Annotated in this window: 15 protein-coding genes; 10 read left to right on the forward strand and 5 right to left on the reverse strand. The window is 36.4% G+C overall.

Features of this window, described 5'->3' with window-relative positions; translation table 11 throughout:
- Window positions 1–13: 13 nt before the first annotated feature.
- The 6 genes from ACKTTZ_RS16810 to ACKTTZ_RS16835 all read left to right on the forward strand — a co-directional run bounded on the left by ACKTTZ_RS16810 (window position 14) and on the right by ACKTTZ_RS16835 (window position 4,121).
- Window positions 14–781, forward strand: a complete 768-nt coding sequence (locus ACKTTZ_RS16810; RefSeq protein ID WP_407846071.1) for an isocitrate lyase/phosphoenolpyruvate mutase family protein — start codon at window positions 14–16, stop codon at window positions 779–781.
- Complete coding sequence (locus ACKTTZ_RS16815; protein WP_081906458.1) at window positions 778–1,824, forward strand: trifunctional transcriptional activator/DNA repair protein Ada/methylated-DNA--[protein]-cysteine S-methyltransferase; 1,047 nt, start codon at window positions 778–780, stop codon at window positions 1,822–1,824. Before ACKTTZ_RS16810 ends, ACKTTZ_RS16815 begins: the two co-directional genes overlap by 4 nt.
- Window positions 1,825–1,885: 61 nt before the next feature.
- Window positions 1,886–2,491, forward strand: a complete 606-nt coding sequence (locus tag ACKTTZ_RS16820) for a CDP-alcohol phosphatidyltransferase family protein (protein WP_407846072.1) — start codon at window positions 1,886–1,888, stop codon at window positions 2,489–2,491.
- Between the two features lie 128 nt (window positions 2,492–2,619).
- A complete protein-coding gene (locus ACKTTZ_RS16825; RefSeq protein ID WP_079241242.1) occupies window positions 2,620–3,222 on the forward strand; it encodes a DUF2911 domain-containing protein in 603 nt (200 codons plus the stop codon).
- 3 nt (window positions 3,223–3,225) lie between these two features.
- Entirely contained in the window at window positions 3,226–3,753 is a 528-nt protein-coding gene (locus ACKTTZ_RS16830; protein WP_034696225.1) for a GNAT family N-acetyltransferase, read from the forward strand.
- The gene (locus ACKTTZ_RS16835) at window positions 3,750–4,121 is read left to right on the forward strand and encodes a cupin domain-containing protein (RefSeq protein ID WP_034696224.1); all 372 of its coding nucleotides are present in this window, start codon (window positions 3,750–3,752) and stop codon (window positions 4,119–4,121) included. Before ACKTTZ_RS16830 ends, ACKTTZ_RS16835 begins: the two co-directional genes overlap by 4 nt.
- Window positions 4,122–4,191: 70 nt before the next feature.
- Here ACKTTZ_RS16835 and ACKTTZ_RS16840 read toward each other — a convergent pair whose 3' ends face one another.
- Both ACKTTZ_RS16840 and ACKTTZ_RS16845 read right to left on the reverse strand, forming a co-directional pair.
- Window positions 4,192–4,947, reverse strand: coding sequence for a LytTR family DNA-binding domain-containing protein (locus tag ACKTTZ_RS16840; RefSeq protein WP_034696223.1), 756 nt, complete (start codon window positions 4,945–4,947; stop codon window positions 4,192–4,194).
- Window positions 4,944–7,823, reverse strand: a complete 2,880-nt coding sequence (locus tag ACKTTZ_RS16845; protein WP_407846073.1) for a histidine kinase — start codon at window positions 7,821–7,823, stop codon at window positions 4,944–4,946. Before ACKTTZ_RS16845 ends, ACKTTZ_RS16840 begins: the two co-directional genes overlap by 4 nt.
- Before the next feature lie 226 nt (window positions 7,824–8,049).
- On the opposite strand from ACKTTZ_RS16845, the gene ACKTTZ_RS16850 reads away from it, so the two are divergent.
- Both ACKTTZ_RS16850 and ACKTTZ_RS16855 read left to right on the forward strand, forming a co-directional pair.
- Entirely contained in the window at window positions 8,050–8,931 is an 882-nt protein-coding gene (locus ACKTTZ_RS16850) for a T9SS type A sorting domain-containing protein (RefSeq protein ID WP_407846074.1), read from the forward strand.
- Window positions 8,932–9,107: 176 nt separating this feature from the next.
- Window positions 9,108–9,488: a PEGA domain-containing protein gene (locus ACKTTZ_RS16855; protein ID WP_034696218.1), complete on the forward strand. Its 381-nt coding sequence runs from the start codon at window positions 9,108–9,110 to the stop codon at window positions 9,486–9,488.
- Window positions 9,489–9,553: 65 nt separating this feature from the next.
- Here the strand turns inward: ACKTTZ_RS16855 and ACKTTZ_RS16860 are convergent, their stop codons facing one another.
- The 3 genes from ACKTTZ_RS16860 to ACKTTZ_RS16870 form a co-directional block, all read right to left on the reverse strand.
- Entirely contained in the window at window positions 9,554–10,297 is a 744-nt protein-coding gene (locus tag ACKTTZ_RS16860; protein ID WP_407846075.1) for a dienelactone hydrolase family protein, read from the reverse strand.
- Between the two features lie 63 nt (window positions 10,298–10,360).
- On the reverse strand, window positions 10,361–10,972 hold the full coding sequence (locus ACKTTZ_RS16865; protein WP_253317835.1) for an HAD family phosphatase: 612 nt from the start codon (window positions 10,970–10,972) through the stop codon (window positions 10,361–10,363).
- A 33-nt stretch (window positions 10,973–11,005) separates the two neighbouring features.
- Window positions 11,006–11,437 (reverse strand): type I restriction enzyme HsdR N-terminal domain-containing protein, encoded by a 432-nt coding sequence (locus tag ACKTTZ_RS16870; RefSeq protein WP_034696216.1) that lies wholly within the window; start codon window positions 11,435–11,437, stop codon window positions 11,006–11,008.
- Window positions 11,438–11,444: 7 nt separating this feature from the next.
- On the opposite strand from ACKTTZ_RS16870, the gene holA reads away from it, so the two are divergent.
- Together holA and trxB are read left to right on the forward strand one after the other, a co-directional pair.
- The gene (holA, locus tag ACKTTZ_RS16875; RefSeq protein ID WP_407846076.1) at window positions 11,445–12,482 is read left to right on the forward strand and encodes a DNA polymerase III subunit delta; all 1,038 of its coding nucleotides are present in this window, start codon (window positions 11,445–11,447) and stop codon (window positions 12,480–12,482) included.
- 322 nt (window positions 12,483–12,804) lie between these two features.
- Window positions 12,805–13,746: a thioredoxin-disulfide reductase gene (gene trxB, locus ACKTTZ_RS16880; RefSeq protein WP_034696214.1), complete on the forward strand. Its 942-nt coding sequence runs from the start codon at window positions 12,805–12,807 to the stop codon at window positions 13,744–13,746.
- The last annotated feature ends 808 nt before the right edge of the window (window positions 13,747–14,554 follow it).

Consider the following 14,554-nt stretch of genomic DNA (forward strand, 5'->3'; position numbering starts at 1 on the left):
GAATAAAAAAATTATGATCAGTTTTAAACAGTTACATCATGGTGAAGAACCATTACTTTTGGGTAATGTATGGAATGTAGAAAGCGCAAAAGCATACGAAAAGCTGGGCTATAAAGCATTAGCAACCTCAAGTTCGGCAGTCGCACTGAGTTTAGGATATGAAGATGGAGAGCAGATGACCTTTGAAGAATATTTTTATATCATTAAGAGAATCAAGGCCTCCGTTTCAATTCCTCTGTCGGTAGATCTGGAATCCGGATATGGTCATGAAAATGATACCGTTGTGTCCAATATTATGAAACTTATAGAAATTGGAGTATCAGGAATTAATATTGAAGATACAAATGTTATTGACGGAACACGAAAACGGCTAAACAGAGATGTTTTCTATGAAAGATTAAAAGATATTTTTATCAAATTAGGAGAGAACAGAGGTAAGGTATTTATCAATGTACGCACAGACCCTTTTTTACTGAATATTGAAAATGCATTGGAAGAAACTTTAGAGAGAATTAAACTATTTGAAGAACTTGATGCTGATGGTGTTTTCGTTCCGGGGATGACAGCTGAAAATGACATCAGGACGATTACAGAAGCAACCTTTCTTCCTGTGAATGTTATGGCGCTGCCTGATTTACTGGATTTTGACATGCTTAAAACATTAGGTGTAAAAAGAGTTACTTCAGGTGCTTTTATGTACAGACACATCTACAGAGAGCTTGAAAAAGCAAGTCAGAAAATTACAGATACAAGAAGTTTTTCACCACTTTTTATTGAATGATGGAACTTACAGAAAAAATCATGTATGAGGCATCTTATACCAAAGATGTTTCATTCGAAGGGATATTCTGGATGGGTGTAAAAACCACAGGAATATTCTGCAGACCGACCTGTACCGCAAGGAAACCGAAATTTGAAAATGTAGAGTTTTTTTCCAATACCAAAGATGCGATGCTCAAAGGGTATCGTCCTTGTAAAGTATGCAGGCCTTTGGAAAATCTCAATGCGACACCTCCGTATATCAAAGAGTTACTGAAAGAAATTGCTGATGACCCTACAGTAAAGCTTAAAGATTATGATCTTGTAAAAAGAGGATTGGAACCCGCAACAGTCCGCAGATGGTTTCTGAAACACCATGGAATTACGTTTCATGCTTTCCAGAGAATGTCAAAACTCAATACTGCCTTTAAAAAGCTTCAACAGGGAGAATCAGTGACAGAGGTAGCATTTGATACAGGATATGAAAGTCTGAGCGGTTTTAATGAGAGTTTTAAGAATATTTTTGGAGTATCACCTAAGAATAATTCCATGGAAAAAATCATTGATCTGAAGAGAATAGAAACCATGCTGGGAACGATGATAGCCTGTGCTGATGAACATGGGATCTGCCTTCTTGAATTTTCCGACAGAAAAGCGCTTCCCACAGAACTGAAGAGTATTGCAAACTATTTTAAAGCAAATATTATACAAGGAGAAAATCCTCATTTTGTTACGCTGGAAAAAGAATTGAAAGAGTATTTCGAGGGGAAAAGAGCCGTATTTACAGTTCCTCTTTCTCCTGTAGGAACAGCTTTCCAGAAAGAAGTGTGGAATATTCTTCAGGAAATTCCTTATGGTGCTACAAGAAGCTATCAGGAACAGGCCGATATTCTGGGAAACCCAAAATCCGTAAGAGCCGTAGCCAATGCCAATGGTCTGAATAAGATATCCATTATAATACCTTGTCATCGTGTAATTGGCAGCAATGGACAGTTAACAGGCTATGGAGGAGGAATCTGGAGAAAGCAAAAATTACTGGAACTGGAAAAGGCTATTTTGTTTTAGAAATATAAAAAGAATTTTATCCTTATCTTTCGCCATTTACAATAAGTTTTTTCCTCTTTTTATGAAATCGAAAATTCCGGATATCTTAATTTTTTCCAGACTGATTATTGGGTTTATCATCATTTCTTTAAGTGTAATTAAAATTGAAAACTATCAGATTATTACTGTTATTCTGTTATCAATCGGGTTATTAACTGATATTTTTGATGGAATTATAGCAAGGCATCTTCAGGTTTCAACTCAGAAACTCAGACGTCTGGATTCTACTGTTGATCAGATTTTCTTTATCTCGGTAGGAATTGCAGCGTATATACAATGTCCTGAGTTTTTCAAAGCAAACGCTTCCAAAATAATCATTCTTGCAGGATCTGAAGCCCTTATTTATCTGGTAAGCTTTTTAAAATTCCGAAAGGAAGTGGCGACACACTCTATTGGTGCCAAGATCTGGACTTTATTACTTTTTGGAACACTGATTCAGGTCATTTTACAATGCCAATCTATTGTTTTATTTAACCTTTGTTTTTGGGTTGGTTTACTTACCAGAGCAGAGATTATAGCCATTCTTCTCATACTGAAAAACTGGGCGAATGATATTCCTTCCGTTTTTCATTCCATACAACTGAGAAAAGGGAAAACGATTAAGAAAAATAAATTGTTCAATAGTTAATCATTTACTTTTTAAAAGGATTTGATTAAAAAATACCTTCATAGAAAAATATCGGTAAAACAAAATTTAACGAAGTTTGGGAAAGCTATTTTGTTTTGATTTTTGTAATTTTAAGCAAAAATTTACACGTGAAAAAGTTAATAATAGCAGTTTGCATTTCAGTTTCAGCATTCAGTTTTGCTCAGGATTATTCTGTGCCGGCAGCAAGTCCGCGTCAGAAGGTTGAGCAGCAGTTTTCTATGTCTAAGATCTCTATCGACTATGGAAGACCAGGAGTGAAAGGACGTAAGATTTTTGGAGAATTGGTTCCTTATGGCCAGGTTTGGAGAGCAGGAGCTAACTCCTCTACGAAAATTACTTTCGGACAGGCCGTTAACTTCGGTGGGAAAACAGTACCTGCAGGAACATACGGATTATTCATCGTTCCTACAGAAAAAGAATGGAAAGTTATCCTTAATAAAGATTTCCAGCAATGGGGAGCTTATACTTACGATCCAAAACAGGATGTAGTAGATGTTACAGTACCAGTTAACAAATTGACCGACAAACAGGAGTGGTTTGAAATCACTCTAAATCCTACTGATGAAAATACAGGAAACCTGGTCATCAAATGGGATATGGCTCAGGCAGAAGTTCCGTTGAAGCCATCAAAACTAGACACTGTCATCAAGATTTCAGACAAACTGAAAGAAATCAAGAAAATAGAATCAGATTCTACTAAAAAGAGCTAAATAATGAATTTTTCTGTTCAGCCTGTTTTAGAGAATGAAGAATTTCAATTAATCCCCTTACAGCAAGGGGATTTTGAATCTTTATATGAAGTAGCTTCCGATCCGAAAGTCTGGGAACAACATCCCAACAAAGATCGATATAAGAGAGAGGTTTTTGAAAACTTTTTTAAAGGAGCTATGGAGAGTAATGGTGCTTTCAAAATTATGGAGAAAGCCACCGGAGATATATTGGGAAGCAGCCGTTATTATAATTTTGATGAAGAGGACAATCATATTTTCATCGGATATACTTTCTATGGAACAAAATCATGGGGAAAAGGCATTAATCCTAAGGTAAAAAAACTGATGCTGGATTATATCTTCCAGTTTGTAGACAAAGTTCATTTCCACATTGGAAAAGAAAATTTCCGTTCGCAGACAGCTTTGGAAAGATTGGGAGGGCAAAAAATTGCTGAGGAAGAAGTAGCTTATTTTGCAGAGCCTACAAGAACCAATTTCGTGTATGAAATTAAAAAAGAAGATTGGGCATGAAAAAATATAAAATCCAGCAGTCACCATTTGTAGTGCCTACTACAGACGGAAAACTGATCGAAGAACACTGGGGAAACTCTACAGGAAATTCTACTGTTTCAATTGCTCACATGGTGGCCCCTCCGGATTGGAGTGAACCTCATCAGACTCCTGAATTTGATGAATTTACCTACATTATTTCAGGGAAAAAGCAATTTGAAATAGACGGGGAAATTGTTACGCTGGAAAAAGGGCAGAGTATTCTTATTGAAAAAGGAGCGAGAATCCGTTACAGCAATCCGTTTTCAGAACCTTGCGAATATCTTGCCATCTGTCTTCCTGCATTTTCTATGGAATTGGTACATAGGGAGGAGGAAGGTGTAGACTAATAAGCGATTAAAAAATATATAAAAAGCAAATCTGCAGAAAGGTGGGTTTGTTTTTTTATGCCATGCATTATTATTTCATTCTTTTAATAATCCGGAGAAACTCATCTTTTTTTCTCTGAGAAACCTGTAAAGAAGTTTCATCGCTCATGATGATATAACCGCCACGGCCACGGATGTATTTTTCAACATGTTGAAGATTGATGAGGTGCTGATGATGAATACGGACAAAGCCCTGATCCTTCAGTGTTTCTTCAAAGTAGGCCAATGTATGGGATATCATCATTCTTTTTCCTCCTTTGAAAAAAATGGAAGTATAATTATCATCAGCCTGAAGACGTACAATATCCATAGTATGTACATAGACAAGACCTTCCATAGTTGGCAATGCAATTTTGCTTTGTTCTACAGGAATTTTAATATGATGAAGCAAGGCAGATAATTGTTGGATTTTGTTTTTATCCTCTAAAAGTTTAGCCACCCTGTTCACTGTAATAATCAATTCGTGAATCACAATGGGTTTCAGGAGATAATCTACTGCATGATGTTTAAATGCCTGTACAGCATACTGATCATAAGCAGTAACAAATACGGTATAAAAATTAATATCCGATATCTTCTCAAACAATTTAAACCCATTTTCAACAGGCATATTGACATCCAGAAATACCAATTCCGGAGACTTTTCTATAATGACCTCCACAGCTTCATTCACAGAATCTGCTTCCCCGATTATTTCAATATCCGGGCAATATTTGGATAAGAATCTAAGAAGAGTTTCGCGTGATTCCTGTTCATCATCTACAACGATAGATTTTATTTTACTCATAGGAATGGGGTGTTTTTAATAGTTATTCTCACAATGGTTCCCTGTATTGAAGGATCCGTCGTTTTTTTATCAGTAATTTCTGTTGAAATAGATGTTCCGTAAAGTTCATTGATAGCAGAAATTCTTCCGGCGGTAATTTTTAATCCCATAGATTTATAATCATCTGGTCTGCTGTCAAACTCACGCGCTTTTTCAAATCCTACACCATTATCTTCCACAATACAAATGATTGAATCTTCACTTCTGCTGCAGGATATCCTTAGAGTTCCTCCTGTTTTCAAATGTCTCAATCCATGGCTGATTGAATTTTCAGTATAAATTTGGAGAAGCATCGTGGGAATTTTTATTTGCTCCAATCCGGGTTCTACAAAAATTTCATAGGTGAAATGGTTTTTAAAACGCATCTGCTCCAGTTCAATATACGTTTTAAGCATAGCCATTTCTTTTTCTATGGTATTCCAGTGTTCTTTAGAATGGGTGAGGGTCTTTCGTATAAGGTCTGAAAAGGCTGCCATATAATAATTGGCATTCAGTTCATCTTCTTTTCCATAATAGTTCTGAATGGCGTTCAGTACATTGAAGATAAAATGAGGGTTGATCTGTGCACGGAGCGCCTGCATTTCCAGTTCTGCAATTATCTTTTTTCTTTCGGTTTTTTCTGCTTCTTTTTTACGGATAATACTGATGCGGTGTCTGTATATAATGATAATGAAAACCAGCAATAACAGAAATATTCCTCCCATGAACCACAGTTCTTCCCAGAATGGAGGTTTTACAACAATGGCAAGCACGGCGGGAGTTTTATTCCAGATATTATTTTTTCCGGAAGCCCAGATATTCAGATGATAGTTACCGGGTTTCAAAGCTCCGAGGGTTAATGTGCTTTCTTCTGTAATCACTGTATCATTCTCCGCTCCGGAAAGAAGATATTTGTATTTAATATCTTTTTCATCCAGATACGAAATAGCAGTATAGGAGATTTGAGCATTATTCTGATTGTATTTGAGACTGACCTTTTTAGGGTAATAAACGAGACTGTCTTTAAAAACAGCTTTCAGAAAATACACTTTGTAAGGCTGACTTTTACTGACCTGATCCTGATCGATCATAATAATTCCATTCGATGTGGCAAGAAAAGCCTTTCCTTCTCCGAATGTAATGTTATTGATCATATGGCTCGGAACTCCGTCAGCAGCCGAGAAGTGATAAATAGAGTAGTGCATTTGGTCATCAAAAGTGATTCTTGATAAACCTTTATCTGTATTGACCCATAATCTTTCTTTCTCGTCTACATAAGCTTTTTCACAAATATTACTGATGAGTCCATTCGTTGTATTCAACTTGATTATCCTTTTGCCATCCCGAATGAAAACGCCATCAGAATGAGTACTGATGATAAGTCTGCCTTTCAGGAAATTCAAAGAGGTGATGCGGTTTTTGCCTAAAGATGGATCGTGAATGAATTTTTTTAAAGATGGATTATAATAGAATAAACCCTGTACTGTCCCTAGCCAGTAGATTCCTTTTTCGTCAATAGCGGTTGCCGGAGCAGCTATGGTGGTAGTCAATTCCGGCAATTTGGTGAATTTCTTTTCTTTCAGATCATAAATAAGCTGATTCCTTTTTTCATTGCTGGTTTGACTTATCAGTACGGCGTTATTTCTGATAGATGCTGATTTTTGAGAAAATTCCAGAATCTTTGTGTATTGATTACCGGTAAGACTGCACAGATATAAACCTCTGTCTGTTCCGGCGAAAAAGGCATTGTTATTAATTGGGGCAATATATCTGAGTCTGTTCCATTGTCCATCGCCCAGTGTATATAATGGTTTGAAGCTGTTTTTATCTCTTATCATGATGGCACTGTTGTTATATCCTGCCAAAAGTTTTCCTCCCGGCAGATATTTCACGGTAAGAACATTATTGTCAGTAAGTCCATCATCAGTAGTATAAATGAGGGTTTTATTGGCAGGCTGCATATAAACACCTTCGTTGGTAGGATACCAGCTATTACCCTGATTGTCTATAAAGCTGCTGTAACTTACAATACCTTTCATTGCAATGTATTTGGGGCTTTGACCTGTTCTCTGATCAGGATCATATTCCAGGATTCCGCTTGTTGTACAACTCCATATTTTACCATTTTTACCTATCGTAAGATCAAGGATATTGCTGGGCATTTCAATTTTTTTGACCACCGGTTTATTTCCTTTAAATACAACATCATATAAGATATTAAGATGTCTTGTATAAAGGTGACCTTTGAAATAGAAACATGTTCTAACCGCTTTTTCTTTAAAGGTATGAATGATTGTTGATCCCGGATAATTATTCCTTAGGATTCTCTTTGATGACACATAGTAATCTTTCCCCTGATCAGAAAAATGTAAGTAAGGAGATTGTGCTGTGCTGTCTTTGGGGCTGGAAATGTTGTTTTTACCTATTATATATTTTTTATGCTGATTAGAATAAAGATCCCACCTTGGCACAATATCATAAAAGCTGATTCTTCTTTTTTCCAGGAGACGGCATAGTTTATCATTCTGTGCAGAATACACTTTTCCATTATAAATATAGGTTGGGCTTCCGTTATAGGTGCTTACCCATAATCTCTGCCAGGAGTCTTCCCATGCCTGAAAAGTTTCATTGTCCGGAAGTCCATGATTACTGGTAATGGTCTCAAAATGATGTCCGTCAAATCTGGAAATTCCCCAGCTGGTACAAAACCAGATAAATCCTTTGCTGTCCTGATATACGGAGTATACCGTATTGCTTGGCAGACCGTCACTTAAACTATAATGACGAAGTTGCGGCTTCTGGCAGTACATCAGCAGACTTTGAAATAACAGGAATAATATGAGGAGGTAATGATACATAGTTTTCAGGCTAATATAAAAAAATCTCCAGAATGAGAAATACCTTGATGTTTCCTATTTACAGTTCTTTGTCTCATTGAAATGATCAAAATACTCGCTTGGGATTTTATCTTACTCACTTGCTCATTAGTTCTTTTTATTTCCTTAAAAAAGAGACAACTTGTACCTGTTTATCGGTAACGGCGTCCCGTGACAATAAAGAACGCCATCACAAAAATATTATCTTATGAAAAAAACTTTAACAGAGATCCTGAAATCATCAGAATCATTTTTAAGAGGAAAAAAAATTAGTCTTCTTATTATAGTAGCTGTATTTTGCAGTACATTTTTAAGCGCACAATTTGTTCCTGTTAATCCCTCAGGTACAACAGTAAGTGTAAAGAGAGAAGACCAATCCCCAGTCCCATTACCCAATGCTCCTGGATATGTTCCTTCTCCTGTATCATTGGAGTTTAAGACAGGTTCAATAGTAGAAAAAAAAGATTTCCCTGCAGGTCAGATTACTAGTCAAAATTTTTTACTTCCAGATGTCTTTACGACTGTAGGAAGTCCGCCTGTAATACGTACTTTTAAAGTTTACTTTTCTAATCCTGGATTAACAAGCAGATATTATCCTATTCCAATGGCAGTTGAAGGAGCTACAACCATTATTCCAGGATGCTGGACACCTGAGATGGATCGTGGATTATTTCATGATATTGGCTCAAATGACAGTTATGGATATGGAGTAACTCTTACCCGTACTACTTCTACAGCATATCTTCTTCAATGTACTAAATTTCAGTGCTACATATGTGATACTACCCCATGTAATCCTCCGACTCTGACAGCTAGTAAATCAAGTACGTCCGGGCAGAATAAAGCGAAACTTTATCCAAACCCAAGCAACGGGTTATCAGAACTTTCATACACTGCTTCAGGAAGAGAAACCATTACTGTAATTGTTGCTGATATTGCAGGCAGAACAGTATATGGATATAAAACGGATATTGAAGCTGGAGCTGTTAAACTGCCTATTGATATTCAAACCTCATTACAAGGAACCTATTACGTCAACTGGAGTTCCAGCAACGGAAACTCAGGTTCATTACCATTGATCAAGAAATAAATTTGTACTGGTAAAAACTAATAATGATGAAAAAGCGCACTTTAGTGCGCTTTTGTGATTTATAATACTGAAACCCTTATGAATACTGTTTCTGAAGAAATATTTACTCCAATTGATAGTATTTGTTTTTGAATTATTTTGTAAGTTCGCGGACTTAAAAAAATGAACTAAAATCTATGAAAAACAAATTATCAATTGTATTCATGCTGGCAATCGCGCTTTCTACCACTTCATGTGCAACCATTTTTACAGGAACTCAGGATTCAATCGCTTTTTCTTCAAGCCCTGAAGGAGCAAAAGTATTTCACAAAGGAATAGAAAAGTGTACAACCCCTTGTACTACTAAAATCCCAAGAGCTTTAGGTAAGCAGATGGTTACATTTGAAAAAGAAGGATTTGAGAAGCAGGAAATAAAGTTGACAAAAACTTTTAATGCCGTGACTTTATTGAATATTATTCTGGGAGGAGCAATAGGAGTAGGAATTGATGCTGCAACAGGTTCTCTGACCAAATATTCTCCCAAAAAATATGATGTTGAGCTTCAGGCTAAACCGTAATTAAGCTGATAATATAAAAGTAAAAAGGCAAATTCATCAGTTTATGAATTTGCCTTTTTTTATGTTTATTTTAAAATTTCTTTCAGGAAGAGCAGCATATGATTCCATGCTCTTTTGGCCATTGTTGCATTGTAATCCGGTGATTTCGGATCTGTGAATGTATGTTTAGAATGAGCGTAGGTGATGATCTGCCAGTCGGCATTTCCTTCATTCATTTCTTTGATGAGGTTATTGTAATCATCAGGAGTTACACTTTTGTCATCTGCCGGATTTTCAACCAGGATTTTAGCCGTCAAAGTCTCATTTTTTCTGCTCTGATCTCTGCCCAGACTTCCGTGGATGGAAACCACACCTGCTACAGGAAGATGTCCTCTTGCGGATTCCAAAGCTCCTGTACCTCCGAAACAGTACCCGATAACTGCTACTTTATCAGAAATAGCTCCGTTTTTCTTCAGTTGTTCCAAAGCCAGTGAAATTCTTTTCTGGTACTCCTGATAATTCTGTTTGTAATATCCGGAAGTTTTAGCGGCGGATTCATTGTCTGTCGGAATTTTTCCTTCACCGTAGATGTCAGCAATAAAAGCAATATAGCCTTGCTTTTCAAGTTCAATAGCGGCTGTTTTAGCTTCTTCATCAATACCTTTCCAGGCTGGAAGAATGAGTACTCCCGGAAGTTTTTTTCCTGTATTGGAGGTAATAAGGCCATTCAGCTTCTGGGAGCCGTCCTGATAGGAAACAGTTTTAAGTTTCTGGCTGAAAAGGTTTCCCGAGGCCATAATCATTGCGGTTAATAAGATGGAACGTATCATAATGAATGGTTTGTGAGTTAGTAGGTTGTAAAACAGATTAAAAGTAAGAAAATATTTAAAGAATTAAACCTCTACGCCCAATTTCTTCAGTTCATTTGTTAAATCCGTATCCGGAAAAACCTGAATGGTGGTAAAACCCAAAGATTTTGCCATTTCAATATTCCTTGTATTATCATCTATAAAAACCGATTCTTCAGCTTTTATATGATATCTTTCTAACAGAACATACCAGATTTTAGGGTCAGGTTTGATCAGTTTTTCTGTTCCTGAAACGACTATTTTTCCTTCAAAAATCTGGAAAAAATCATAGTTTTCCAAAGCATATGGGAAGGTTTCTTCAGACCAGTTGGTTAACCCAAATAGGTTATAATCTGTATTTTTAAGTTTTCTTAGAACTTCAACGTTTTGTGGAATATCACTTCTCAGCATTACCGTCCAGTTGTCGTAGAAAGCCCGGATTTCTTTTTCCCATTCCGGGAATTTCTTTACCTGAATTTCTGTTCCTTCGGCAAGGCTTCTTCCTCGGTCCTGTTCAATATTCCATTCATCATGGGTAATATTTTCGAGGAAATATTCCATTTTTTCGTTATCATTAAAATAATCTTTGAAATAATATCTCGGGTTCCAGTCCATGAGTACGCCTCCGAAATCAAATATGATGTTTTTTATTTTCATAATAATTAATATTGTTGTGATTTACTGCTTTTTTTATTCCGGTCTGTAAAACTGATACTGTCCGTCTTCATAATAAGCATTGATATGCTGAAGCCCGTTAGTCAGAATAATTTCTCTGGCTCCGATAATAGAATTGTATCGGGCAGTCTGCTCAAATGTTTTTTCTGTTAGTTTGATCTGCGGAGCTTTACATTCAATCAGAATTACGGGTTCGGTTTTTTCAGTAACCAGAAGGTCAATTCTTTTGGTAAGACCATTCAGAACAATCTTTTTTTCGGTAATCAGGGCAGATGTTGAATAGGATTTTACAGTGAGATAATAATGTATCCAGTGCTGTCTGACCCATTCCTCAGGAGTGAGCAGAAGATAAGTTTTGCGAACCAAATCATAAATAAAAAACTTATCTTTGTCTTTCTTGAATTTAAAATCAAAAGTTTCCTGAAAATTCAGTTTTGGAAGTTCCATTAATAAGATGAAAGAATTAGATTTAATCCTCAAAAATATTAAAAATAAAGAAGTTTTACCTATTTATTTTTTCCACGGAGAAGAAGCTTACTTCATTGATGTTGCTGTAAAAGCCCTTGAACATAACTTTTTGGAAGAAGATGAAAAAGCTTTCAACCAAACGGTTACTTACGGAAAAGATACTTCTTATCAGGAAGTTCTTTCCCTGGCAAGACAGTTTCCGATGATGGGAGATAAGCAGGTGATTATTGTGAAAGAAGCTCAGGATTTACGATTCAATGAAGAGGAAAACAGAATTTTGGAATCTTACGTTGACAACCCTGTTCCTTCTACTGTTTTGGTCTTTGCTCATAAGCATAAGAAACTGGATAGCAGAAAAAAAGCAGCCAAAGCCTTAGATAAAGCCAAAGCACTTTTCCTGAGTGAATCTGTAAAGGAAAGCAATCTGCCAAAATGGATTTCAGATGAATGCGCAAAACTGAAAATCAATACAGCTCCTAATATTTCTCATCTTCTGGCAGAATATCTTGGAAATGATCTTTCAAGAATTTCCAACGAGCTGAACAAACTGAAAATGATCCTTAAAGAAGGAGAAATCCTTGACGGAATCATCGTTGAAAACCATATTGGAATTAGTAAAGAATATAATATTTTTGAACTTCAGAAGGCTTTGGGAACGAAAAATGCCAATGCAGCTTTTAAAATTGCCCATTTTATGGGTAAAAACCCAAAGAATAATCCTTTTGTCATGATGCTGGCAAGCCTTTACAATTATTTTTCAAACGTTATTATTTATCAGACGATGGCGGGGCAGCCACCACAGACCATTGCTTCACAGATGGGAGTAAATCCTTATTTTATCAAAGACTATGCAGAAAGTGCCAGACTTTACCCTTTGAAGCATGCCACAAGAGTCATTTCTATTTTACGTGAATTCGATATGAAAGGTAAAGGACTCGGAGCGGTAAATATGGGAGAAGCGGAGTTGATCAGAGAACTGGTGTACAAAATTATCAATGTAGATAAGATTAAGATGAAGGTGTGAGGCGAGTTGCGAGATACGAGGTAACGGCTGCGTGATACGTGTTGAGAGGTAACGGGATATGTGATTCGAGGTTTGAGGTTTAATAGAAAAAAGTTTTAAATTTTCTTACCAACCTAAACCCTGTAACACAATAACCCGAATCCCGAATCCAAATAACCCGAATCCCGGAACCCGAACCGCAAAACTCACCCCACAGCAGCTGCCATCGAAATTCAACATATCAGATATTGACAAGTATCATTAAAATAACTTTAAAAAGAAATTAAAAATTCCGAAATTAGCAGTCTTAATTCAAATTAAATCTTTTCGAACAAAGTAAATTATGGAGCAAAACATTTTAGATTGTGTGATCGTTGGATCTGGGCCTTCTGGCTTCACCGCTGCTATCTATGCAGCAAGAGCAGACTTGAAACCTGAATTGTATACAGGTCTGGAGCCGGGCGGACAATTAACAACCACTACAGAAGTTGACAACTTCCCAGGGTATCCAGCCGGGATTACAGGTCCTGAAATGATGATGGATCTGCAAAAACAGGCAGAAAGATTTGAAACCAAAGTTCATTACGAAATGATCACTAAAGCTGAATTCTCTAAGGAAGTAGGCGGTATTCATAAATTATATGCAGGAAATAAAGAGATCCTTGCTAAAACAGTAATCATCTCTACAGGAGCTACAGCAAAGTATTTAGGTCTTGATGATGAGAAAAAATATGCAGGAGGTGGTGTATCAGCTTGTGCTACGTGTGACGGATTCTTCTACAGAGGAAAAGACGTTGTAGTAGTAGGAGCGGGAGATACAGCTGCTGAAGAAGCTACTTACCTTGCAAAATTATGTAAGAAAGTAACGTTATTGGTGAGAAAAGATGTTTTCAGAGCTTCAAAAGCAATGGTTCACAGAGTGGAAAGTACTCCGAATATCGAAGTGAAATTCCATCATGAATTAATCGGGATTGAAGGAGAAAACAGTCTTGTAGAAAGAGCTGTAATCATTAATAACCAAACTCAGGAGAAATCTACAGTGGATGTTGAAGGTATCTTTATCGCAATTGGTCACAAGCCGAATACGGATATCTTTGTAGGTCAGGTAGATCTTGATGAGAACGGATATATCGTGACTGAAAAAGGTTCTTCAAGAACAAATCTTCCAGGTGTATTTGCTGCCGGAGATGTTCAGGATCATATCTACAGACAAGCTATTACAGCTGCAGGAAGCGGATGTATGGCTGCAATGGATGCAGAAAAATATTTAGCTGAATTACACTAATCCTATTCAGCTTATACAATACAAAGCGTACCCGATGGGTGCGCTTTTTTTGTTGGAAAACACAAAGGAGAAGAGATCTTCAAATTATTTTGAACCATTAAGAAACTTGAAGCTGTGAAGGAAAGTTAAGGAAACATCCAAGATGTTTTAGAAAGTGTTGTGTCTCATCTTAATATTCTTAATTATTTAATTCATCTTAATGGTTTAATATAATACAATGTTTCTGAAGATTTTCAGCAAGTATGGCTTAAGTTACAATGCTCTCACAGATCATGCAGATTTTTTTCGTAATAATTTATCTGCTTTATTAGCAAAATCAGCGAGAGACTTAAAATGTGCAGTCATCAATTTTATCGGAGATAAAATCCTTGCGCCCTAAGGCAGTATGTTTTTTAATATTTTTAGCGCCCTTGCGTTTCCCAACAATAATTTATCCCAAACTTTCAAAGATTAGCTCAATGCACAAAGTTTTTTGAAATTATTTTGAACCATTAAGAAACTTGAAGCTGTGAAGGAAAGTTAAGGAAACATCCAAGATGTTTTAGAAAGTGTTGTGTCTCATCTTAATATTCTTAATTATTTAATTCATCTTAATGGTTTAATATTATACAATGTTTCAGAAGATTTTCAGCAAGTATGGCTTAAGTTACAATGTTCTCACAGATCATGCAGATTTTTTTCGTAATAATTTATCTGCTTTATTAGCAAAATCAGCGAGAGACTTAAAATGTGCAGTCATCAATTTTATCGGAGATAAAATCCTTGCGCCCTAAGGCAGTATGTTTTTTAATATTTTTAGCGCCCTTGC

It is taken from the genome of Chryseobacterium sp. KCF3-3 (assembly GCF_045865955.1).
Taxonomy (GTDB): domain Bacteria; phylum Bacteroidota; class Bacteroidia; order Flavobacteriales; family Weeksellaceae; genus Chryseobacterium.

Coding starts and splice junctions, on each gene's coding strand:
- ACKTTZ_RS16810 (WP_407846071.1), top strand. CDS start 14: ATGATCAGTTTTAAACAGTTACATCATGGTGAAGAACCATTACTTTTG.
- ACKTTZ_RS16815 (WP_081906458.1), top strand. CDS start 778: ATGATGGAACTTACAGAAAAAATCATGTATGAGGCATCTTATACCAAA.
- ACKTTZ_RS16820 (WP_407846072.1), top strand. CDS start 1,886: ATGAAATCGAAAATTCCGGATATCTTAATTTTTTCCAGACTGATTATT.
- ACKTTZ_RS16830 (WP_034696225.1), top strand. CDS start 3,226: ATGAATTTTTCTGTTCAGCCTGTTTTAGAGAATGAAGAATTTCAATTA.
- ACKTTZ_RS16835 (WP_034696224.1), top strand. CDS start 3,750: ATGAAAAAATATAAAATCCAGCAGTCACCATTTGTAGTGCCTACTACA.
- ACKTTZ_RS16840 (WP_034696223.1), bottom strand. CDS start 4,947: ATGAGTAAAATAAAATCTATCGTTGTAGATGATGAACAGGAATCACGC.
- ACKTTZ_RS16845 (WP_407846073.1), bottom strand. CDS start 7,823: ATGTATCATTACCTCCTCATATTATTCCTGTTATTTCAAAGTCTGCTG.
- ACKTTZ_RS16850 (WP_407846074.1), top strand. CDS start 8,050: ATGAAAAAAACTTTAACAGAGATCCTGAAATCATCAGAATCATTTTTA.
- ACKTTZ_RS16855 (WP_034696218.1), top strand. CDS start 9,108: ATGAAAAACAAATTATCAATTGTATTCATGCTGGCAATCGCGCTTTCT.
- ACKTTZ_RS16860 (WP_407846075.1), bottom strand. CDS start 10,297: ATGATACGTTCCATCTTATTAACCGCAATGATTATGGCCTCGGGAAAC.
- ACKTTZ_RS16865 (WP_253317835.1), bottom strand. CDS start 10,972: ATGAAAATAAAAAACATCATATTTGATTTCGGAGGCGTACTCATGGAC.
- ACKTTZ_RS16870 (WP_034696216.1), bottom strand. CDS start 11,437: ATGGAACTTCCAAAACTGAATTTTCAGGAAACTTTTGATTTTAAATTC.
- holA (WP_407846076.1), top strand. CDS start 11,445: ATGAAAGAATTAGATTTAATCCTCAAAAATATTAAAAATAAAGAAGTT.
- trxB (WP_034696214.1), top strand. CDS start 12,805: ATGGAGCAAAACATTTTAGATTGTGTGATCGTTGGATCTGGGCCTTCT.